The organism is Vibrio sp. SCSIO 43153 (genome assembly GCF_023716625.1).
GTDB lineage: Bacteria > Pseudomonadota > Gammaproteobacteria > Enterobacterales > Vibrionaceae > Vibrio > Vibrio rotiferianus.
In genome coordinates, this window is sequence record NZ_CP071856.1 from 1,491,562 (window position 1) to 1,514,241 (window position 22,680).

Annotated in this window: 17 protein-coding genes; 7 read left to right on the top strand and 10 right to left on the bottom strand. The window is 46.6% G+C overall.

Annotation, left to right across the window (positions count from 1 at the left end; translation table 11 throughout):
- Positions 1–2: 2 nt before the first annotated feature.
- From J4N37_RS22985 to J4N37_RS22995, 3 genes are all read right to left on the bottom strand, one after another.
- The gene (locus J4N37_RS22985; RefSeq protein WP_252042488.1) at positions 3–1,721 is read right to left on the bottom strand and encodes an efflux RND transporter periplasmic adaptor subunit; all 1,719 of its coding nucleotides are present in this window, start codon (positions 1,719–1,721) and stop codon (positions 3–5) included.
- Between the two features lie 146 nt (positions 1,722–1,867).
- Positions 1,868–3,259 (bottom strand): TolC family protein, encoded by a 1,392-nt coding sequence (locus tag J4N37_RS22990; protein WP_252042490.1) that lies wholly within the window; start codon positions 3,257–3,259, stop codon positions 1,868–1,870.
- Between the two features lie 135 nt (positions 3,260–3,394).
- The gene (locus tag J4N37_RS22995) at positions 3,395–3,817 is read right to left on the bottom strand and encodes a hypothetical protein (RefSeq protein WP_039840344.1); all 423 of its coding nucleotides are present in this window, start codon (positions 3,815–3,817) and stop codon (positions 3,395–3,397) included.
- A 315-nt stretch (positions 3,818–4,132) separates the two neighbouring features.
- On the opposite strand from J4N37_RS22995, the gene fdhF reads away from it, so the two are divergent.
- The 3 genes from fdhF (at position 4,133) to J4N37_RS23010 (ending at position 9,955) form a co-directional block, all read left to right on the top strand.
- Positions 4,133–8,371: a formate dehydrogenase subunit alpha gene (gene fdhF / locus J4N37_RS23000; RefSeq protein ID WP_252042491.1), complete on the top strand. Its 4,239-nt coding sequence runs from the start codon at positions 4,133–4,135 to the stop codon at positions 8,369–8,371.
- 93 nt (positions 8,372–8,464) lie between these two features.
- Positions 8,465–9,391, top strand: a complete 927-nt coding sequence (locus tag J4N37_RS23005) for an endonuclease/exonuclease/phosphatase family protein (RefSeq protein ID WP_252042492.1) — start codon at positions 8,465–8,467, stop codon at positions 9,389–9,391.
- 192 nt (positions 9,392–9,583) lie between these two features.
- Complete coding sequence (locus J4N37_RS23010; RefSeq protein ID WP_027726579.1) at positions 9,584–9,955, top strand: hypothetical protein; 372 nt, start codon at positions 9,584–9,586, stop codon at positions 9,953–9,955.
- 75 nt (positions 9,956–10,030) lie between these two features.
- Here the strand turns inward: J4N37_RS23010 and J4N37_RS23015 are convergent, their stop codons facing one another.
- The 4 genes from J4N37_RS23015 to J4N37_RS23030 all read right to left on the bottom strand — a co-directional run bounded on the left by J4N37_RS23015 (position 10,031) and on the right by J4N37_RS23030 (position 14,979).
- Entirely contained in the window at positions 10,031–11,128 is a 1,098-nt protein-coding gene (locus tag J4N37_RS23015) for an ABC transporter permease (RefSeq protein WP_009706212.1), read from the bottom strand.
- The gene (locus tag J4N37_RS23020) at positions 11,128–12,054 is read right to left on the bottom strand and encodes an ABC transporter ATP-binding protein (protein WP_252042493.1); all 927 of its coding nucleotides are present in this window, start codon (positions 12,052–12,054) and stop codon (positions 11,128–11,130) included. Before J4N37_RS23020 ends, J4N37_RS23015 begins: the two co-directional genes overlap by 1 nt.
- 4 nt (positions 12,055–12,058) lie before the next feature.
- Positions 12,059–13,009, bottom strand: coding sequence for an HlyD family secretion protein (locus tag J4N37_RS23025; RefSeq protein WP_503048361.1), 951 nt, complete (start codon positions 13,007–13,009; stop codon positions 12,059–12,061).
- 338 nt (positions 13,010–13,347) lie between these two features.
- Positions 13,348–14,979 carry a methyl-accepting chemotaxis protein gene (locus J4N37_RS23030; protein WP_252042494.1) on the bottom strand — a complete coding sequence of 544 codons (1,632 nt, stop codon included), beginning with the start codon at positions 14,977–14,979 and terminating at the stop codon, positions 13,348–13,350.
- 366 nt (positions 14,980–15,345) lie between these two features.
- Between J4N37_RS23030 and J4N37_RS23035 the strand changes: the two genes are divergently transcribed.
- Entirely contained in the window at positions 15,346–16,386 is a 1,041-nt protein-coding gene (locus J4N37_RS23035; protein WP_252042496.1) for a lactonase family protein, read from the top strand.
- Positions 16,387–16,411: 25 nt separating this feature from the next.
- Here the strand turns inward: J4N37_RS23035 and J4N37_RS23040 are convergent, their stop codons facing one another.
- From J4N37_RS23040 to norR, 3 genes are all read right to left on the bottom strand, one after another.
- On the bottom strand, positions 16,412–16,945 hold the full coding sequence (locus tag J4N37_RS23040) for a cytochrome b (protein WP_005441227.1): 534 nt from the start codon (positions 16,943–16,945) through the stop codon (positions 16,412–16,414).
- 156 nt (positions 16,946–17,101) lie between these two features.
- Positions 17,102–17,749, bottom strand: coding sequence for an HAD family hydrolase (locus J4N37_RS23045; protein ID WP_252042497.1), 648 nt, complete (start codon positions 17,747–17,749; stop codon positions 17,102–17,104).
- A gap of 82 nt (positions 17,750–17,831) precedes the next feature.
- Positions 17,832–19,364: a nitric oxide reductase transcriptional regulator NorR gene (gene norR, locus J4N37_RS23050; RefSeq protein ID WP_010452770.1), complete on the bottom strand. Its 1,533-nt coding sequence runs from the start codon at positions 19,362–19,364 to the stop codon at positions 17,832–17,834.
- A 190-nt stretch (positions 19,365–19,554) separates the two neighbouring features.
- Between norR and norV the strand changes: the two genes are divergently transcribed.
- Genes norV through J4N37_RS23065 form a run of 3 tightly spaced genes read left to right on the top strand, consistent with a single transcriptional unit; the run spans position 19,555 to position 22,595 of the window.
- Positions 19,555–21,057 (top strand): anaerobic nitric oxide reductase flavorubredoxin, encoded by a 1,503-nt coding sequence (gene norV / locus J4N37_RS23055; protein WP_407833336.1) that lies wholly within the window; start codon positions 19,555–19,557, stop codon positions 21,055–21,057.
- An 8-nt stretch (positions 21,058–21,065) separates the two neighbouring features.
- On the top strand, positions 21,066–22,214 hold the full coding sequence (gene norW, locus J4N37_RS23060; protein WP_252042498.1) for an NADH:flavorubredoxin reductase NorW: 1,149 nt from the start codon (positions 21,066–21,068) through the stop codon (positions 22,212–22,214).
- A 42-nt stretch (positions 22,215–22,256) separates the two neighbouring features.
- Positions 22,257–22,595, top strand: a complete 339-nt coding sequence (locus J4N37_RS23065; RefSeq protein WP_010452766.1) for a TehB family protein — start codon at positions 22,257–22,259, stop codon at positions 22,593–22,595.
- Positions 22,596–22,680: the final 85 nt, after the last annotated feature.

Consider the following 22,680-nt stretch of genomic DNA (forward strand, 5'->3'; position numbering starts at 1 on the left):
AATTAACCCTCGACGGCTGTTGTTGCAGGAACTAGCTGTTTAAGAACGTAGTCAGATCCTTGTTTTTCAACTAGAAACCGAACTTTCTGTCCTTCTTCAAAATCCGATAAATCAACGTCTTCGCCCACTGAAAAGTTCATCTCGCCCGCATCCCAGTTCCATTCTGCAACCGGTAGGTGGTTTAAGGTAATCATGCCAAAATCAGCCATCAGCATTGTGATGTCACCAGTCAGCCAAACTTCAGCTGCACTGACGCTGTTGTCTGCCTTATAGTCGATGATTTGGTACTGACCGGACTCTGTCTTTTGCATTTCAAATTTGATAGCCTGACCTTTTTTCAAGTCACCCATTTCAACGCCATCTGCGAAAGTGAAGTTCATTACCATGCCCGGCCAATCCCATTCTGGTACAGGCTGGTGGTTGATGGTCAGCATACGGTGATCTTTCATCACATCCGTGATCTCACCTTTGGCCCATGCCGTTTCTGCTGCCGCTTCTACACCATTGATGCGAGATAGATCCGCCGACTGGCTTGATTCAGAGTCGAGCATAAAGTGAGATGAAGTAACGATCTTGTCGCCCTGTTTAAGTCCTTGTAATACTTCGATTTGTTCGCCAGCTTCGCGGCCAACTTCAATTCGAGCAGAACGGTATTTGCCATCACCTTCCGCCAGGACAACGCGAGTCATACCGCCAGAGCGGATAACAGATGATTTAGGAATCGTTAATACTGCGTCGTCAGTGACAGGCTGCAGGGCAATATTGGCGAACATATTTGGCTTCAATGCGCCATCTGGATTAGGGAATTTAAGACGCACACGTAACGTACGTGTTTTCGGATCGAGGATTGGGTACACGTAATCTACGACACCTTGCCATTCATTGCCCGGAATCGCGTCAAGGGTCATCGTGGCTTGAGAACCCGCTTTCATCCAGTGTGCTTGACGCTCAAAGACTTCTGCATCAACCCAAACATTGTCCAAAGGACCTGCACTGATCACCGCTTGAGCAGGGGACAAATAGCCACCTTCACGCACGTTTAAGCTCGCGATAACGCCATCAGCAGGCGCTTTGATTTCAATGGTTTGCGATGCTTTACCACTACGAGTAATGGATTTGATTTGAGCACGGTCAACCCCAAGCGTTACCAAGCGTTCGGTCGCGCCTTTTACAAGACCTTTGCGGCCAGTGCGGTACGCATTCAGCAATTCTTCTTGTGCTTTAACCAGCTCAGGAGAGTAGAGCGTGAAAAGCACATCGCCTTTCTTCACTTTCTCACCCACGGCATTGATGTAGAGTTTTTCTACCCAACCCGCCACACGAACGTTGGTTTGCCATAACAGACTTTCATCAAAGGCAATATAACCAACGGTTTCGATGCGTGGTGACAACTGCTGTAGTGTCGCGTTTGCGGTTTTAACCCCGAGGTTATTTTCTACTGAAGGGTCAATAGTCACTGTACCTGGTGCATCTTGTTCACCGGATAGGTCTTCTGCGTAAACCGGAATCAAATCCATGCCCATTGGGGACTTACCCGGTTTGTCGCGTTTGTAATTCGGATCCATTGGGGCAACCCAGTAAAGCGGATCATTAGAGCTTGCAGCAGATTCGCCACCCATCGCACTCATGTTGTGAGCCGAGCCCGTAAGAAAATGATTAGCACCAAACCCTAAAGCACCACCAACAATCAGCGCGATGGTTGCAATCTTAAATGTTTTCATTGTTTTACCTTATTTTCCCCTTCACATTTGACGCTACAGCGTTGTTGCCAGCTCTCGTTCACCCAAATCACATAGCAGATCTATGCTCATGGGATTCTCTCGTTTGCCGCCTAGCTGTAGCCCCAACTGTCTTGGGGAATCACAAATTAATATGTCGAAATAGAGCGAGCTTCCGGTGAAGCCACTTGGTAGTCGAAACCACCGAGTAGGGTGGCTAAATTGCTGTTTGCGATGTTGAGATCGGTCAGCAGACGTTGTTGCTCTAATTGCAGAGCCAACTCGTCAGTCGTGGCAGAAATCACATCGTTAAACTGCGCTGTGTTGTTTTGATAACCCCGCTCAACGGCTTGAATGCGCGCTTTCGCTTGAGGCAATAAGGTGGATTGATAACGTTCTAAACGTTGGGTTAAGTTGCCGCGATCAACCAGCAAAGTGTTCACCTTGGCATTCATCTGCGTTAGTAAGGTGTCTTTTTGCGATTGTGCCGCACCAACTTGGTATTGAGCGGCAGCAAGATTGCGATCTTGGCGGTCACCAGTGAACAGTGGAATGTCCATGGTTAAGTAAGCGCTGACCAAGTCAGAAGCGGGTTCGCCCATCATGTTGTCGGCTTGGCGGTAGGCGTACATTACTTCGACGCCAAATTGTGGGTTGTAGGCTTGCTCAGCAATCTCCACCTGAGTTTTATTGGCAGAAATGCTAACGTCTGCCATCTTAACCATCGGGTGTTGGCTGAGTTGCTGATAATGCTTGGTGGAATTCTGACTGGCAGCAAGTTTGCTGTTCAGTGTGTCCCAGTTCAATTGATTGCTCGCGTGCAGAGCCTCTTCGTTTGCCAACCAGTCTGACCCCAACCATTCGGAGAGTTGAGAGATAAGACGACGTTGCATTTGTGCGTTGGCTTGCAGTTTCTCATCCAACTTGCTGACTTGTAATTGAGCGTTGAGTAGGTCTTGCGCTTCACTCTTACCAATCGAATAGTTGGTTTGAATAAAGCTTTCCATCTCCTTCATCAACTTGAGGTTCTCAAGCATGATTTGCTCCGCGTGTTGCTGGTAACCAAGCTCTAACCAAAGTTGAGTCATGCTGTTGGCTACCTCAAGCTCACGAGCATGAACTTGAAGCCCAAGGCCGTCGGCTTGTTGATTGGCTTTCTTCTGTTGTAAATCAAGCGTAGAGCCACGCTCAAACTGTTGCATTAAACCAACGGAGATATTGGTCATTGGGTCTTCATCGAATTTGAAGCTGTCGACAGGCAAGCCACCAAAACCCACTTTTAGTTTTGGGTCCATCAAGGTCGCACTCGCGACGCCCGTTTCACGCATGGCAGCAGATTGCGCTGAGTATTGCTTACGATTGCCATCGTTACTCAAAGCGACGTTGATCAGTTGGGCAAGCTTGGTCGTTGAAGCTCGCTCACTTGATGTGGAATTTTGCGCTGCGTGCGTCTCTTTACCTGCGGCGTTAACCAAGGTTGGCGCAGCGACCAGAGCCACCATAAAAATAGGTGCAGCTAAGCGGTATGGTTTGATATCCATAATCTAAATCCAGTGTTCGCCGGATCGATGGAGGTGCAGATTTTATTGCGGGAACAGTAAAGCCTTGTTACCTCATCGTTCAGGCGCATTAAAACAACCTGCGATACACGCGCAGGGTCGAATGCTAGGATGGATTTAGGCTATTGGAGGTCGGTACAGGTCGCGGCTGACGTGTACGACTGGGGAAGCAACTTCAGGAGTAATAGTTGCGCGATAGACGACGGGCATCGGGCTATTGACAGGATTCGGTAGGGGGACGAAAACTATCGTACACGCAGCAGTACAGCAGGTATGAACCATGCCAGAGCCTCCACCACAGTTCATGCTGGTTTCTCTTGCATCGCCATCTTCGGACATAGAAGCGTCAGTCATGGAGACGTCCATCATGCCAGGCATACCGCAGTGTTCGCTGTCACTCATCATAGAAGGATGGTGAGCCATGCCAGTAGACATCATTTGAATATTCATCAACGGCTCACTGTTCGCCACACTAGATACCAATAGCACTAGCGTCGTGAAGAGAGTTAACCAAATTGTATGCAGCGATTTTAAGTGCATACCCTTTCCCATGTGTTTGATGAAAATGATGAAAACCCTTCGATTCTAAAGGTTAACCTAAGGGTAAGGTCAATCATTTATTACTCTTATTATCAAAATAGTCCAACCCTTCAGTTTTCGCACTTTCGAGGGAGTAAAACGTTTGTTAAACACCGAGTGTTGAAAGTTAGCGAAAGAAGCCCTCGCTTTTTATGACACGTGAAAAATGTGGTTTATAAGTTTTACATCACACTAACTTGTCTTACAAATGATTATCCTTATAGAATGCATGGTTTTACTTGTGCAGATTTGGATTTGCTTTGCTGCGGGGGTTGCATGATAGAAATTGTCATCGATGGAAAATATAGAATTGTAGAAGAGGGTCTAACCCTTTTAGAAGCAGCAAAAGTGTGTGGGGTCGAGATCCCATCGCTGTGCGGAATGAACAAAAGTAATGAAAAAGTACCGTGTGACTTGTGTGTAGTTGAAGTCGAAAGTGGCGGTACTAAGCGTGCGTGTGAGCTCGAAGTTTACCGCGGCCTTAATGTGGTCACGCAATCAGAACAATTAAGCGAGCACCGCAGAAAAGCACTCAACCGCATCATGACGGACCATTACGCCGATTGTGAAGCGCCATGTAAAACCGCGTGTCCTGCGGGCGTGGATATCCAGTCGTACCTTTATCACATCGCACAGAACGATCATCAAAAAGCGATTGAAGTGATTAAGCGTACGCTTCCTATGCCGTTATCGATTGGCCGCGTATGCCCTGCATTTTGTGAGAGCGAATGTCGCCGCTCGTTAGTCGATGAACCAATCGCAATTCGTCAGCTAAAACGTCATGCCGCGGATGCGGATTTGTCTGCGCATGAAGCCTACGTACCAGAAAAGAAACCAAGCAAAGGTTTGAACATTGCCGTCGTCGGAAGTGGCCCTGGTGGTCTGACAGCTGGCTACTACTTATCGAACGAAGGCTACGACGTTACGGTCTTTGAATCCATGCCAAAAGCGGGCGGTTGGTTGCGTTATGGCATCCCAGAATACCGTTTACCAAAAGACATTCTCGATAAAGAAATCGAACTGATGTGCCGCAATGGCATGCAAGTTCACACCAATCAAAAGCTAGGTGTGGATTTCACGCTTTCTCAATTGAGCGAAGAATACGACGCGGTGTGTTTGGCGGTCGGCGCGTCTCAAGCGGTCGAAATGCATTACACAGGCAGTGACCTTGAAGGTTGCTACTTAGGTGTTGATTACCTCAAAGATTACGTGACTGAGCAAAACTATGTAACGGGTCAGAAAGTCGCGGTGATCGGTGGTGGTAACACGGCAATTGACTGTGCTCGTACTGCGCGTCGTGCTGGTGCAGACACCACGTTGATTTACCGTCGTACCCGTGACGAAATGCCAGCAGAAGATTACGAGATTGTCGAAGCGGAACATGAAGGGGTGAAATTCCACTTCTTAACCAACCCGGCAGAAAACCTTGCCGATGAAACCGGACGCGTGAATGCGATTCGCCTAGAGCGCATGGCGTTGGGTGAGCCGGATGCATCTGGTCGTCGAAGCCCTAAACCAACTGGCGAGTTTTTCACCGAAGAGTTCGACACCGTGATTGCGGCAGTATCGCAAAAGCCGGATCTGAGCTTCCTCGAAGGTGAAGATTTGTCGATTCCACTTACGCGCTGGAACACCTCTGATGCAGATGAAAAGACCATGCACACCGGCACGGGTAACATCTTCAGTATTGGTGATTTCCGCCGTGGTCCTGCAACGGCAGTTGAAGCCGTGGGTGATGGCCGCGTTGCGGCAAAAGCCATTGATCTGTTTTTGAATGGCGATATGGCAGACATGCCAAAGGCGGCGTTTAACTCGCGTAAAGAGAAGAAGCTCTCTCAAGTCGACCCGCTTCACTTCGAGAACATCCAGAAAGTCGCTCGCTCTATCATGCCTGAACTGACTCCAGCACAACGCGAGCAAAGCTTCGCTGAAGTGGAGTTGGGTTTTGGTAACGAAGAAGCGATGAAGGAAGCCGCGCGCTGTCTTGAATGTGGCTGTCAGGCAAATACCGATTGTGCGCTGCGTGACTACTCCACCGAATATGAAGCCGAGCAAAGCTTTGACTTCTCCTTGCAGATTAAATCACACCAAGATTGGTTAGATCTTCGTGCGAAAGACTTGCGTCATAAGTACGAAGTTGACCGCAGTTCTGAGTTTATTGAGTTTGATGCTAACCGCTGTATTAGCTGTGGTCAGTGCATCCAAGCGTGCCGCGACAAAGCCGTACACGGTGTACTGAACTTCGTGTGCGATAAACAAGGTCGTCCGGCATTACGTCCTGATGATCGTCCACACTTTGGAAGTAATAAGAATGGCTTAACCCTAATGGGCGATTCGAACTGCGTACAATGTGGCGCGTGTGTTCAAGTGTGTCCAACGGGCGCGATGGTCGATAGTCGTGACCGTTCACAAGGTCGTACTGAAGATCTGAAAGCGGTCGACACCATTTGTACATACTGTGGTGTGGGCTGTAAGTTGACTATGTTCGTGGACGAGACAACCAACACGATTCGCTACGTGAAAGGCGGTGACTCGCCGGTGAACCAAGGCATGCTGTGTGTGAAAGGGCGCTTTGGTTTTGATTTCATTGGCAGTGAAGAGCGTCTTACCACGCCATTGATTCGTAAAGACGGTTGGTTGCAGCCTGCAAGTTGGGAAGAGGCGATTCAACTGATTGCGAACAAGTTCTCTGGCATCAAGCAAGATTTTGGCAGCAACGCATTGGCGGGTTTCTCTTCAGCGAAAACCACTAACGAAGACAACTACGCATTCCAAAAATTTGTCCGTCGTGAACTGGGCACTAACAATGTCGACCACTGTGCGCGTTTGTGTCACGCATCGAGTGTAACCGGTCTTGAGGCGTCACTGGGTAGTGGTGCAATGACCAACGACATTCCAAGCATTAAGCACTCGGATGTGATCTTCATTATTGGTTCGGATACCACATCGGCGCACCCGATTATCGCTTCACATATCAAACAAGCAATTCGTCACCACGGTGCTCGTTTGATTGTGGCTGACCCGAAACGTGTTGATATGGCAGAGCATGCTGAGCTGTATATGGCGCACCGTCCGGGTACGGATGTGATGCTCCTAAATGGCGTCATGCAGCAGATCATCAAGAACGGTTGGTACGATCAAGAGTACATCGAAGAACGTGTCGACGGCTTTGATACCTTACTGCAAGAAGTGATGTCGCCAGCTTACAACCTCGATAAAGTGGAGTTGGTTACAGGCGTAAAAGCCGAAGACATTCAAGCAATGGCGCGCATGATCGGTACGGCAGATCGTACGGCTGTTTACTATTCGATGGGGATCACTCAGCATACGACAGGTCATGACAACGTGCGTTCTATCGCTAACCTGCAATTACTGTGTGGCAACATCGGCATTGAAGGTGGTGGTATCAACCCGTTGCGTGGTCAATCAAACGTGCAAGGTGCATGTGATATGGGCGCTTTGCCAAACAGCTTCCCGGGCTATCAAAAAGTATACAACCCAATTGTGCGTCAGAAGTTTGCGATTGAATGGAACGCGCCAAATCTGCCTTCTGAGCAAGGTCTAACCCTGACAGAAATCATTGATGCGGCTTGCCATCGTGACGTTCGTGGTATGTACATCATGGGTGAGAACCCAGTGTTGAGTGACCCGAACCAAGCGCATGTGATTGAAGGTTTAGAAGCGCTCGATTTCTTGGTGGTTCAAGACATCTTCCTAACGGAAACCGCGCAATACGCGGATGTGGTTTTGCCTTCTTGCTCATTTGCAGAGAAAGCGGGTCACTTCACCAATACGGAGCGTCGTGTTCAGCGTGTGAATCCTGTCGTAACGGCGCCGGGTGAAGCGAAAGAAGATTGGTGGATTATCCAAGAAATCGCCAATGCCATGGGCAGTGATTGGGATTACCACTGCGTGTCTGATATCACTAACGAAATCGCACGTGTGACACCTCAATACGCGGGACTTCGCTGGGATGCCATTACGCCAAACGGTGTGCAATGGCCGAGCAACAAGAACAACCCTGCGGGTACTCGCATCATGCACCAAACCCAGTTTACTCGTGGTAAAGGGCAAATGGTGGGCGTACCGTTCCGTTATGCGGCTGAGTTGCCAGATGAAGAGTACCCACTTGTGTTAACGACGGGTCGTGTACTTGAGCAGTTCCACACTGGCACCATGACGCGCAAAACCAAAGGGTTGGATAATCTTGCTGGCCCTCGTGCGATGGTGAGCGTGGAAGACGCAGAAGCACTTGGCATCAGTAATGGTCAGCGTCTGACGGTGTCTACACGTCGCGGCAGCATTGAAATTGATGCCTTTGTGACTAAGCGTATTCAAAAAGGTGTGGTGTTCATTCCTTTCCACTTTGTTGAGTCGCCAGTCAACCGTCTAACGACAACGGCGACTGACCCGCATGCGAAGATCCCTGAGTTCAAGGTCGCTGCGGTTAAAGTGGAAGTGAGCGAAAAAGCACTGCTCACAGAGGCTGCAACGGAAGCGGTTCATTCCATTTAAGCCAATCTGTTTAGATACAGTTCAGCAGCGCACTGGCGAGTTGGGCGATTACATATAAGCTTATGATATGTAATCGCTAAATGAGCCGTGCGTGTGCTGAAAGTCATTAAATGGATTGTGTTGTTTTTACCCGCTTCAATTTGGCTGGTGGCAAGGCAATATCATGATATTTGGTGGGCGGAGAATCTAACCTCGATTCCCGCTCTCCTTTTATTCGTCTACCTAGGATTTGCTCTGGTACTTTTGGTTTGTCGTCACTCGGCGAAAGCCATTTTCTCTGTTTTAATCGGCTTCGCTTCTATTGCGTTTCTCTTACCCACTCAAATCACAAACAACCAAACTTGCGAGAATCCGCTGACGATCGTCCAATTCAACCTGTTCTACGAAAATCCGGACATCAATCAGTTCATCAATTACTTGCTTAAACACCCTGCGGATTTGGTGGTGATGCAAGAGCTTTCGCCTCAAGTGGGGGAAAAACTTCACCTTCTCGACGATGTTTATCCTTTCTATTACGGCGGCCAGCGCGGCGTTGGTTACCCGTCAAATCAGATGATTTTGAGCCGTTATCCTTTGGAGCCAGTTTCGATTTATCACACCCCAGATGGTCAAGAGGTGATTCGAGCAACATGGCAAGTGGACAACCCTATTACCTTGATGACAGCGCATCCTCCTTCGCCAAGAACTGAGCCGTTATGGCAACGCCGCAATGCCCTGATTCGAACCATAGAAACCCTTACTGATTTGTATCCAACACCGGAAATGATCGTGATAGGGGATTTCAATCTTTCTGCTGCAAGCCCAAGGTTTAATGGCCTGTTTTCTCCTTTCCAAACTCAACCTGTTGCCAGTTGGCCAACATCAGTGAAAGGCTTGCCGGTTCCTGCTTTCGCCATGATAGGGATTGATCACCTCTGGCTTAAGTCAGAAAACTCAAATCGGAGAATCTGCTCACGAGCATCGGCAAATCAACCGAATGGGTCTGATCACAGGTTGGTAACGACGCTCATAGGGAAATGACTTAGTACTTTCTATTGGCAAAGTGTCTAGTTATTTAGAATTAGGTTAAATCGCGGTGTGGCTTGTCATGGAATTGACGGACTCTGACCTTAAGTTGTTATTTGGGTGAATTCTTTAACCTAAACTCCATCCGCTTCCTATACTGAGAATATAGAGAAAAGCAGAAATTCATAATGATAAGAGGCAACTTGTATGACAAGAACTACCTCAGCAGTGTTAATACTTATTTTAATGAGCGCCTATTTTGCCTATAACCGTTTTTACGTTTATCCGCAAAAGCTAGAAACACAGGCGGAATCGATGCTGATCCAAATGGCCAACCGTGAAGAGTGGCTTGACGTACATGAGATGATGGAACGTGTAGAAGCGCACAAAGCGCATCTGGAGTTGAACGCAGATATCACCTCAACCAGCGGTAAACGTGCATACAGCGAAGGTTACATTACCTATAGCGACCGCAGTCGAAACGTATGCAAACAAGTGGTTTTCAACTTCAAAATCAATTCGCTAAGAAGTTATAGCATTTCAGATTTGCACGATTGTTCTCTGGGTGAGTATTACTGATCTCGCTACGATAATTGATGATTCAATAAAAACGCCTCCAAATCCGGAGGCGTTTTTAGTTTGGAATCTGATGGATTAATCGAGTGATTTTTTAAAGCGTAATGACGCAACAACTAAACCTATCACCGTAAAGCCCAGTAGCCAGACTGTATCTCGCCATAACTCCATTAAATCTGCACCACGCAGCACCACACCACGAATAATGCGCATAAAGTGAGTGGCTGGTAGGGCTTCTGATATCCATTGTGCCGCGACGGGCATTCCTTCATAAGGGAACATAAATCCGGATAGAAGAATCGATGGCAAAAGAATAAACACCGTCATCTGCATTGCCTGAAGCTGTGTCGTCGCGATGGTGGAGATCACCAAACCTAAGGTTAAACTCGCGGCGATAAACAGCAGCGTGCCAAACAGTATCTGACTAATGGCGCCGTTTATTGGCACACCAAATATCCAGTGCCCCAAGCCTAATATGATAAACACCTGTATCAGACCAACAAAGATGTAGGGAATGATCTTCGCCACCATGAGTTCGATGGAGTGGATTGGCGTAGTAATCAGTAGCTCCAAATTGCCTCGCTCCCGCTCTCGAACAATGGCTGCACTGGTGAACAAGATCATCGTCATGGTTAGAATCACGCCCAACAAACCGGGGACAATGTTCACCGCCGAGCGTCGACTTGGGTTGTAATACAACGCAACTTCAAAGGTTTTGGTTGGGGCAGGGCGTATCTCAAAATCAAAATCCGTTAACGGCATGGTTTGTAGCGAGAGAATCGCAGAGCTGATCATGGTGTCTGAACCATCTACAATCCACTGGCCAAGCTCTCGACCTTGCACCATACGTTGGGTTAAGTCGCTAGGCAGAATCAAAGCCGCTCGCACCAAACCGTCTTGAATGGCTTGCTCGGCTTCTGATGCGGTAGCGAAGGTTTCAACCACATCGACCACTTGCGTGACTTTGACGGATTCGGTAATCACGCGTCCGGCGGTACTGCCACTTTGATCGACGACGCCAACTGGAATGTTGCGAATATCGGTATTAATGGCAAAGCCGAACAGCAAAAGCTGAATCAACGGGATCATCACGACCATGCCAAAGGTAATTCGGTCACGTGAAAGCTGACGGATCTCTTTGATCATCACCGCTTTCATACGGGCAATAGATTTCATCATTGGCGACCTTCTCCCGTAACACTGACAAACACATCTTCCAAGCTAGGACGAGCAATGTTCATCTCGCAGCCCTCAAGCTCAGGAAAGGTTTGGGTTAACCATTCGATCGGTTGTTCGATGTGCTGGTGGATCAAAATGCGTAAGCGAATGCCGAGCTGTGCGGCAGAACGGACTTCTTCGCGCTGAATGACTTTCTCTTTTAGCTCGCGCAAGTTATCCGCTTTGACTTCGACGATGTTAACGCCCATTTGCGCCATGAGCTCTTCTGGCTCACCATCGGCGCGGATTTCCCCAGCTTCCATGATAGCCAGACGATGGCAACGCTCCGCTTCATCCATGTAGTGCGTTGTGACCAAAATCGTCGTACCTTGGTCAGAGAGGTCAAACAATTGCTCCCAGAAATCGCGTCGGTTCTCTGGGTCAACCGCAGACGTGGGTTCATCGAGAAACAACAGTTCTGGTTTGTGCATGGTAGCTGCCGCGAGAGACAAGCGCTGCTTCTGGCCGCCACTCATTCCGCCGACGCGCTGTTTACGCAACTGGTCGAGACCGTAGGTGGATAGCTGTTCTTCGATGCGAGCTTTCAGGGCCTTGGTTTCCATACCAAAGATTTGTCCAATAAACTCAAGATTCTCTTGAACCGTCAGGTCATCATAAAGCGAGAACTTTTGTGTCATGTAGCCAATCTTGAGGCGCAGAAGCTCAGATTGTTTTGGGATCTCTAGCCCGAGTACATCGACATTGCCCTCGCTTGGGCTAAGCAAGCCAGTCAACACACGAATGGTTGTCGATTTACCGCAACCGTTAGGGCCAAGAAAACCATAAATACTGCCTTTGGGCACATTAAGCGTGATGTTGTTGATGGCGGTGAAGTCACCAAACTTTTTCACTACATTTTCAGCTTGAATCGCGTTTTCGGTCATCGGCTTACTCCACCAAATCCACTTGCGCTGGAATACCTGAAGGCAAGGATTGTGCGGAGTCTTGTAGGTCGACTTCTGCTAGGTACATCAAACGCGAGCGTTCTTCCTCGGTAAGCGCGAAATAAGGTGTGAATGAAGGCTCAGTCGCAACCCAACGAACAGTGCCGCTATATGGTTGCTCAACGCCATCTACATGCACGTTAACCGTCTTACCCGGCACAAAATCGACTCGGTAGGTGGCAGGAACATAAACGCGAGCGTATGGGACGCGACTGGCTTGGATTACAGCAACCACACCATTCACTGGAACACGTTCGCCAAGGTTAAACGGTAGGTTATCTAACAAGCCATCTCGCGTGGCCGTGATGGTGAGTTCTGCCAGTTTCTGTTCTTGCAGTGCCACATCGGCTTTTGCTGCCATGAGTGCGGCTTTCGCTTGTTCAATATCTTCAGGACGAGAGCCAGCGGTCAGTTTGCTGAACTCTTCTTGTGAGGAGTCTAGCTCTGCACGGGCAGAATCTCTGGCTGCTAAAGCGGTGTCTTTTTCTGATTGGCTGATGAGCTTTTTACGAACTAATTCCGCTTTACGTTGGTAGTTCTTTTGCGCTTCAACCAATTGAGCTTCCGCCCTGGCAACGCGAGCTTGCGCTGCGGCAATGTCTTCTGGTCGCTCACCATTGGTCAATTTCAAAAGATAAGCGTCAGCCTTGGCTTGTTCAGCTACGGCGTGAGCTAAAACGGCTTCTTGGTTCTTTGTATCGAGCTGAACCAGCACTTCTCCTTCGGTGACTTGGCTGCCTTCCTTGATGGGTAGGGCACGAATTATCTCGCTAGAGGTTGCAGTGAACGTTACGCGGTCATGTTCTAGTGTGCCAAGGGCTTGCTGTCCGTCATCTTTGGAACAGGCAGTTAAAAGAGTCAGGGCTAGGGTGCCAAGAATGATTCGCTTCATCATGCGACGCTTCCTCTAAGAAGGTGAGCTCGAATTCGTATCAAGCTATAGAAGAGTGTGGGACTGCATTCAGTGTAACGTGAGTCAGTTTTATCCGGCTAGGAAGTTAATTCCTTCAATATTCATCAATTGATTAATTATTGAAACTGGGCTCACTTTTGAATGGGTCTCTAAGAATATTCTCATTCAAATATAGTGGCTTAGCTTAAATAAGGTAGCGTTAGAGAGGATTAGTTAGAGAATCGAGATCGGGATCCGATTTTCGGTTCAACAAGCAATAAAAAGCCCGGAGGGGGAACATCGGGCTTTTGAGATGAGTTTATCAGGGCGATAAACTAGGGTTACGCAGTTTTGAATTGGCCAACGATTTCTTGTAGACCAACCGCAAGTTCACTTAAGTCTTGGCAAGCAATTGCAGTCTGGCGAGAGCCTGTCGCCACTTCACTGGAGAACTGATTTATGTGCTCAACATTACGATGCAGTTCTTCCGTTACAGAACTTTGCTCACTGCATGCACTTGCGATTTGAATGCTCATTTCCGCAATGTTGTCAGCACCTTGCTCAAGGTGGCTAATTGTTGCACCTGTTTTTTGAGCTTGCTCGACGCAAGCCTGAATGAGGTCACTACTATGCGTTGTAGAAGAGACAGCATCTTTCGAGCAATTTTGTAGCTTACTAATGATGGCTACGATTTCCTCTGTCGATGATTGGGTACGACTTGCAAGGGTTCGTACTTCATCGGCAACCACCGCAAAGCCTCTGCCTTGTTCACCAGCTCGTGCTGCTTCAATTGCTGCGTTTAAAGCAAGCAGGTTGGTTTGTTCAGCGATATCCTGAATAACATCAACTACAACGCTGATGTTGGATGCGTCATGCTCAAGTTCGGTCACCATGGTGCCAACAGACTGAATGGCCACAGAAGCCTCTTGAATCTGATCGATACACACTTGAACGACTTCTAGACCCTGCTTAGCGTCGTTTGATGCGCCATTCGCTGTTTCCGAGGCAGCTTCTGTATTATTAGCTACTTCATTGACCGTGGCTTGCATTTCATTCATTGCAGTAGCAATTAAGTTCAGTTGCTGTTGCTGCTCATCCATGCCCGAAGAGGTTTGTTCTGAAATAGCGCTAACTTCTTCCGTCGCGGTACTTACCTGAGCCGTTGTTGAAGCAATACTGTCGACAAGACTAAGAAGCTTTGATTGCATGTCGACACACGCATCAGCCAATAGGCCCAATTCATCATTGCCGATTTGATCGCGAGGTAATTGATAAGTCAGATCACCTGATGCAATTTTTGATGCCATTTCAACAACATAATTAAGTGGTGTGCAGATTTGCTTGGTTAAGTACATGCCCGCAATAAACATTAAAACTAACAAACCAACAATTGCAGCAATGCTGTATTTGATTGCGTTGGCGACAACAATGTGCGCACCGTTAATGTCTTCAGAAATATAGGTTTGGTTTAATTCAACAAGTCCACGAATTGCTTGCGATAGCTCATTGAACGTAGAGAAACCATTGAGGAGAATTCTATTAGCTTCGTCTATGTTATCATTCAACAATAATTGTGCATAATTATTGTTGAATGCGCGATATCTTATCCAAGCATCTTTAACTTTATTAAAGGCATTATGATCTCGTTGGTCCCATAAGCCTTTTTCATATTCATCTAAATACTGGTCGATTTTTTTCTCTGTGTCTTCCAAACCTTTTACCCAGCTTTGAAACTCTGGGTGATCAACGTTTGTAAGTAAAGAAAACTCATCTTTTCTAAGAATGCCAAGTTCAATCTCGGTATTCTTTACTAGAATAACACTTGGTACTGTTGTTTCTGAAAATACAACCAACTTGCCTTCAATTGTTTGTATTTGAGAAGCAAAAAAGAATGACAGCGCTATAACTGAGAATGCAATAACGAAAATCAGCGCTCCGATTTTTTTTCTAACACTTAAATTGGATAAATTCATAATTCCACTGAATGTATAGGTTGTAAAAGCTCGGATTCTAATTCTTGGAATAATAATATTGTGTGATGGGTGTCTCGAAATTTTTTAATGCGCTGTAAAATAAGTTGGTTATCAAGTTATTGATATTTAGTTATTTTAGTTATTTTAGTTGAAAGGGTATGTATATATAAATAATAAACTCAATTATTATTTAGGTAAATAGTTATTTTAGAGTTTATTAATATAAGGTGGTTAACTATGAAATGCTAGAGATTTATTCCTTCTTGTTTATTGTCACATTTCGCCATGAAACCACAACTATGGTCTTGTAGTCCTTACTAAGACTAGGCAAAGTCACCTCTTTAGTCCCTCTTAGGTTTAGTTTTCATGGAAGTTAGCAACAGCTTACGTTTTTTGGTTGGCACATACACAGATTCCTTGAGCAAAGGAATTGAGTCTATTTCATTAGATACAGCGACTGGTCAACTATCGAGTCACTCAACTCTGTTGAATACCTCTAACCCTTCATATCTGCACCTAACCAAAAATGGCTTATATAGTTTTAATGAAGTGGAAGAAGTAGAAGGCGCCCAGCTTATTTTTTTGACCAAGCAGCAAACCCATTATATTGATATCAATGGCGACTATCCTTGTCACTTAGACTCTGACAGTTCAGAGAGTTTGCTTGCCGTAGCTAATTATGGTTCAGGGAATGTGAGCGTTTACCAACTTGATAGCGAGGGGAAACCATTAAACCTGATAGCAAACTTATTCAACGAAGGTAGTGGCCCAAATTTACAGCGACAAACTTCACCGCACGCGCATCAAGTCAAGTTTTTGCTTCGGAGTTCCGAATTATGGGTTGTCGATCTTGGCGCTGATCGTGTGTACATCTATGGCTATGCGGATAGTCAATTTGAGTTACGCCAATCAATAGAATTGCCTGCGGGCGCAGGGCCTCGACATTTAGTATTAAATAAGAACGAAGACATTGCTTACATTGTTTGCGAACTGTCTGAAACACTCGTTACGCTAAAAAAACAGGCTAACGAATGGTGTATTGAACATGAATGTGATCTTTTAAATGATAGCGAGAAAGGAGAGGCGGCGGCTGCAATTAAGCTTTCTTCATGTGAGCAGTTCTTATACGTATCGTGCCGACACCAAAATAGAATTGTGCTATTCGATGTGAAGAGTGGGCAACCAGAAAGAATCCATGATATTGATTGTGGCGGGGCGTTTCCCCGAGATTTCACGATCAGTTCTGATGGTAAGTGGTTCATTGTTGCAAATCAGCATTCAAATAATATTGTTAGTTTCCAACGTGATGAACAGAGTGGGATGTTTAAGCCAACAGGGTTTGAAATTGAAATAGGCTTGCCAGTTTGTATCCTTGAGAGCAATACGAAAGATACCCAAGCTGTCTAAAATTGCTTGGGTATCTAGTTATTTCCTATGAGCGACCAAGCATTCGAGAAATGGTGCCATCTTTGTCGACCACTTGATGTTTGATGGCGCCAGCAACGTGGAGAACAAACACGGCAATCAAGATTTCCACTGCAGAGTGATGAATGGTTGAGCCGAGTTCCTGAAGCCAAGGGGTTTCTGGACCTTCAGCGATAATAACCCAACCGAAGATATCCACGGCTCGGCCACCACCTGCGCTCATTGCGATACCAGAGATAGGCATTGCCAAAGTAGCAAGCAGAAGGATACCGTGTACTGCTTTGGCCGCTTTGTCTTGCCATGCAGGCATTTCTGAAGCGGGTGGCAGAGCGCCTTCTTTTAAGCGCCACACTAGACGGATAAGAGCGACAACTAAAATGATAGCGCCTAGTGATTTGTGGATGCCATACCACTCAAACTTTTCTGGGCTGCGCGGCAAATCAACCATGTAAAGGCCAAGCGCGAATACACCGATAAAGGCAAGCCCCGTTATCCAGTGCAATGTAATGGTTTGCCAAGTTAATGGCTTCTTGTTGAGCATGAATTAATCCTCGTTTTATTTGTGGTTATGCGAGCAATTATCCATCAATGTTGTGAATAGAACTACACATCTCAGTGTAAAGTTGGGTAAATATTACCCACAAAAAACGCCCCAAAAGATGGAGCGTTTTTAGTCAGTTAGATGAGAGGAAGCGGGTTATGCCTGTTTTAACTCAGCTAATGCGTGATGCAGGGAAGGTACAATCGTATGGCCAAAGGCACGAACTTCTTTGCAAGGTTCAACAAGGTCTGGGATTTGGAAAGTGACCATGTTCGCCGCTACTGCAGAACGTACGCCATTGTTGGAATCTTCAAATGCGATACATTTGGTTGGATCTACGTTTAGACGACTTGCTGCAAGCAGGTAGATCTCTGGATCTGGTTTGCCGTGGGACACTTCACAGCCTGTCGTTAAGTTGTCGAAATACTTGCTTAGGCCAGCCAGTTCCAGTTTTTTCTTCGCAACTTCATTAGCTGTTGATGTCGCTACTGCAGTCGGGATGCCATTCTTTTTCAACCATTCCAGTAATTCTATGACCCCTTGCTTTACTGGGATGGCTTGGTGTTGTACTACTGCGTTGTAGCGAGTGCGCCACTCCTTGTGCAGACGATCAAGGTCTTCGCCATAAGCTTTACGGAAAATTACCTCGATTCCAGCCGCGTTGCGACCAATGATGGAGAGGTAGACGTCTTCATGAAATGGTAGGTTCTGAACTTCACACGCTTGTTTAAAAATGCGCATGCAAACTCGCTCAGTATCGAGTAGTAGACCATCCATGTCGAATATAGCAGCTTGGTAATTCATCACTTTACGACTTGTCGGTTGAGATAGTGTATTTTGACATAAGCTAACGGAATTTTCTTGGGTTATTCTATTTACTTGCTTTTTACTTTATACCCAAACGCTTCGCTAATCGGTGTAAGTTGCCGTTGTCCAGTTCCAACTGACGTGCCGTTGCAGCCCAGTTACCTTGGTTCTCTTCCAGTGCTCGAACAATCATTGCTTTCTGGAATGAGTCTGTGGCTTCTTTCAATCCGCCTTCTGGCAGCTCTAGCCCAGAGTTTTGCTCCGCTTCCTCGACGTTTTTGCTGTTCTGATTCGGTGTTCGGATGTCAAAATCTTCCTCAACTAACTCAATGTTCATAGCGTGGGTACGCGCTTTTGCCAAAACACCAGCACGTTTAATGACATGCTCAAGTTCTCGTACGTTGCCAGGCCATGAATAGTCTTTGAGTGCCTGCACCAAAGTGGGGGACAAACGAATGCTGTTCAGTCCCAGTTTGCTTCTTAAATGTTCGGCAAAAAAGCCTGCTAGTAACACCACATCGTCTTCACGTTCACGAAGAGGTGGAACATGAAGCGGAAAGACACTCAAGCGATGATATAAGTCGGCTCGGAAACGGCCTGCCGTGACTTCCTCATGTAAAACACGGTTGGTCGCAGCGACAATGCGCGTGTTGACTCGGATATGGCGGTCATCACCTACACGTTGGATGTCGCCATATTGCAGGGCGCGAAGTAACTTGGCTTGCAGCTCTAACGACAGTTCGCCGACTTCATCCAAAAACAGTGTGCCGCCATCGGCTTGTTCGAACTTACCTTTTCGATTGCTGATGGCCCCAGTAAACGCGCCTTTTATGTGCCCAAATAGCTCACTTTCAGCAACCGATTCTGGTAACGCTGCACAGTTTAGGTAAACCAAAGTATTACCAGAGCGACTGGATCGATGATGAATAGCATTAGCGACTAACTCTTTACCCACTCCTGTCTCGCCCGTAATCAGCACAGACAATTCAGTATCGGCGACTGCATCAATCTGCTCTTGAAGATTTTTCATGCCTTGAGAATGACCAATGATTTCATTGCTTAAGGTGCGTTTCTCAGCGTAAGAGTCACGTGGCAAGCTCGCTTGTGTTTCTAATTGCTCTAGTAGGAGTGCAGTGTGCAAGCCACCTGCTGCCAATGCGCTGACAAAACGTAACTCTTGGTTGCGTAGCCCATCAAACTGGTTGGGGTCGAAGGCATCGATAGTTATTGCGCCAATCAGTTGATCGTCTATCAGCAAAGGTAAGCCAATACACGAATGGACATGGAGTTTGTCTTCGTGGTTTGGGATCAAGCCATCATAAGGATCAGGTAAGTCGCTGTCAGAGGGAAAGCGCACGATGTCGCCAGCTCGGGCAATGGCTTCTAATCTTGGATGCTGCTCAATGGAGAAACGGCGTCCAAGCACTTCTTTCGCCAATCCATTGATCGCTAGAGGTTTAAAGTGCTGGTCTTCATACAAAAGCAGGGCAGAAGAGTCACACTTCAATACCTCTCGAATCGTGGTTAATAACGTATCAAAGCGAGCCTGTTGAGTGAGCGCCGAGTTAAGGTCTTGCGTGATGTGTAGCCATTGCGCGATTAAAGAAGTCATAGCCAATACCGATTGTGTCAATATGACTATTGTAGTGTCTTAATGACAATTTTCAACTGTGTCTAAATGACAATTCTTAAAGTTAGCATTTAATTAAGTATTTGAAATATATAGAAATTAAAAATTGGCACGCCCAGTGCAATACAAGAAGAAATTATTTTTGTTTATCACGTCATTCAAGGTAGTAATTATGACAATTCACGTAAAAAACAACATCCACTGGGTAGGTCAACGCGATTGGGAAGTTCAAGACTTCCACGGTACAGAATACAAAATGACAAAAGGTACCAGCTACAACAGTTATCTAATTCGTGAAGAAAAAACCGTACTGATTGATACGGTCGATCATCGATTCAGTCAACAATTCATCCAAAATTTAGAAATGGAAATCGACCTTAAGTCTATCGACTTCATCGTAGTAAACCATGCTGAAGAAGATCACTCAGGCGCATTATCGGCTTTGATGGAGAAGATTCCGAACACGCCAATTTACTGTACAGAAGCGGCGATTGATTCGATTGTGGGTCATCACCACCATCCTGAGTGGAACTTCAAAACCGTAAAAACGGGCGACAGCATCGATATTGGTAACGGTAAGCAATTGGTGTTCGTGGAAGCGCCGATGCTGCATTGGCCAGACAGCATGATGACATACCTAACTGGCGATGCGGTGTTATTCAGTAATGATGCATTTGGTCAGCATTACTGCGATGAACGCTTATTCAATGATGAAGTGGATCAAAATGAGTTGATGGAACAGTGTCTACGTTACTACTCAAACATCTTAACGCCATTCAGCAGCTTAGTAACAGCCAAAATCAAAGAAGTGTTGAGCTTCAACTTGCCTGTCGACATGATTGCAACTTCACACGGCATTGTATGGCGTGATAATCCCGTTCAAATTATCGAGCAATACTTAGCGTGGGCAGACAATTATCAAGAAGATCGCATTACGATTTTCTACGATTCCATGTCAAACAACACTCGAATGATGGCAGATGCTATTGCGCAGGGCATTCACGATGTTGACCCTGGCGTGGCGGTTAAAGTCTTCAATGTCTCTAAACATGACAAAAATGAAATCCTAGCTAATGTGTTCCGCTCAAAAGGCATCTTGGTTGGTTCGTCTACCATGAATAACGTCATGATGCCTAAGATCGCTGGCATGCTAGAAGAAATTACTGGTCTACGTTTTAAAGCTAAAAAAGCCGCTGCATTTGGTAGCTATGGTTGGAATGGTGGTGCGGTAGACCGTATCCATGCTCGATTAACTGATGCAGGCTTTGAAACTGCAGTCAGTCTGAAAACCAAATGGCGACCAGATGGTAAAGCGATGCGTGAATGTCGCGAACATGGTCAGAACATCGCGAAATTGTGGGCAAAGCATGACCTGACTAGTCCTGTTCTTGCTCCGGCGATTACTTCGTCCGCACCACAAGTTCAATCACAACCCGCTGCGCCAGCGACAACACAAGCGGTAGTAGATGCTGCTCCTAGCAACCCTAGTACAGAGGCGCATCCAGCAGATTGCCAATGCATGGTTTGCACCGTTTGTAATTGGGTATACGACCCAGCTCAAGGCGAGCCTAACCAAGGTGTTGAACCGGGTACAGCTTGGTCGGAAGTGCCAGATTACTTCTTGTGCCCAGAATGCCATTTGGGTAAAGACGTTTTCGTTGAATACAACGGTTAGGAGGGAATATGCAAGCACCTATTGTAATTATTGGCAGTGGCTTCGCCGCTTACCAATTGGTGAAAACTGTGCGTCGAATGGACGCAGATATTCCATTGCAAGTGTTTACTGCCGATGATGGCGCTGAATACAACAAGCCTGATTTGAGTCATGTATTCAGCAACAAGCAAACCGCCCAAGACTTAGTGGTCAAAAGTGGTGAGGCGTTTGCACAGGAACACAACATCGAACTGTTCGCCCATTCCTTGATTGAGCATGTCGACGTGCAAGCTCAGCAAGTAATCGCCAATGGTCAAACCTATCCTTACTCCAAACTGGTGTTTGCGACAGGCGCGAAAGCCTTTGTGCCGCCAATATCTGGTGATGCAGCACCGAAGGTGATAACGCTGAACTCGCTACAAGAATATCAATTAGCGGAAGAGCAAATCAGCCGTGCGAAACGAATTCTAGTAATGGGTGGTGGTTTGATCGGCGTCGAGATCGCCATGGATCTCGCAACCAGTGGTAAAGCGGTTACGGTGGTTGAGCCAAATTCCCGTTTGCTCGCTAACTTGATTCCTGAATTCGTCGCATTGCCTCTGGAGAACCAACTTAAGCTGCAAGGTATTCAACTTGCCTTAGAGACTGGGGTTGTCGCGATCAATCACTCAGATGATTCGCTGGTGGCAAGCTTGAGCAAAGGTAAAGCAATCGAAGCCGATGTAGTGATTTCAGCGGCGGGTCTACGTGCTAACACTTGGTTAGCGAAGGCTTGTGGGTTGCGTGTCAATAAAGGCATTGAGGTGGATGCTCGATTACAGACATCAGTAGCCAATGTGTTTGCATTAGGTGATTGTGCTGAGATTCAAGGCCGAATGATGCCGTATCTCCAACCAATCGTGCTAAGCGCCAATGTGTTAGGCAAGCAACTATTGGGACAGGAAGCTGAGTTGAAGCTACCGCCTATGATGGTAAAAGTCAAAACACCGAGTTATCCAATTCAATTGGCGGGTGATTTCAGTTCGGTGACGAGTTGGAGTGTGCAGATTTCTCAAACTGGCATTGCCGCGAAAGCAGAAGATGAAAATAGCCGACTCATGGGCTTCGTCGTGACGGGAGAACAAGTTACGCAAGCATTTCCATTACTTCGAGAGTTGTCTCAAGCCGGTCAGGCTTAACTGATTTAAACGAAAAGAATTGTAATTAGAGAGGGTATCATTATGTCGCATTTACGAATTCCTAAAGACTGGACCGTTCAACGTTCAACGCCTTTCTTCACTAAAGAGAATGTACCACCAGCGCTACTGACTCATCACAATACTGCTGAGGGTGTATTTGGACAGCTGTGCGTCATGGAAGGGCAAGTGACTTACTACGGCTTTGCTGATGAACATGCTACAGAAGCAGAAGTGATGGTGGTGATTAATGCAGGCCAGTTTGCTACCAGCCCTCCGCAATATTGGCACCGTATTGAGATGAGTGATGATGCTCAGTTCAACATCAATTTTTGGTCGAATAAAGACAAGAGTGGACAAGCGATGTTCCACACGAAGAAATAACGCATACAGAAGTTAATACAGCGCTAATTTGTCGGGAAGAGGCGTTTACTATCAAGCTTATTCATTAAGCTAAGTAAAAGGGCAG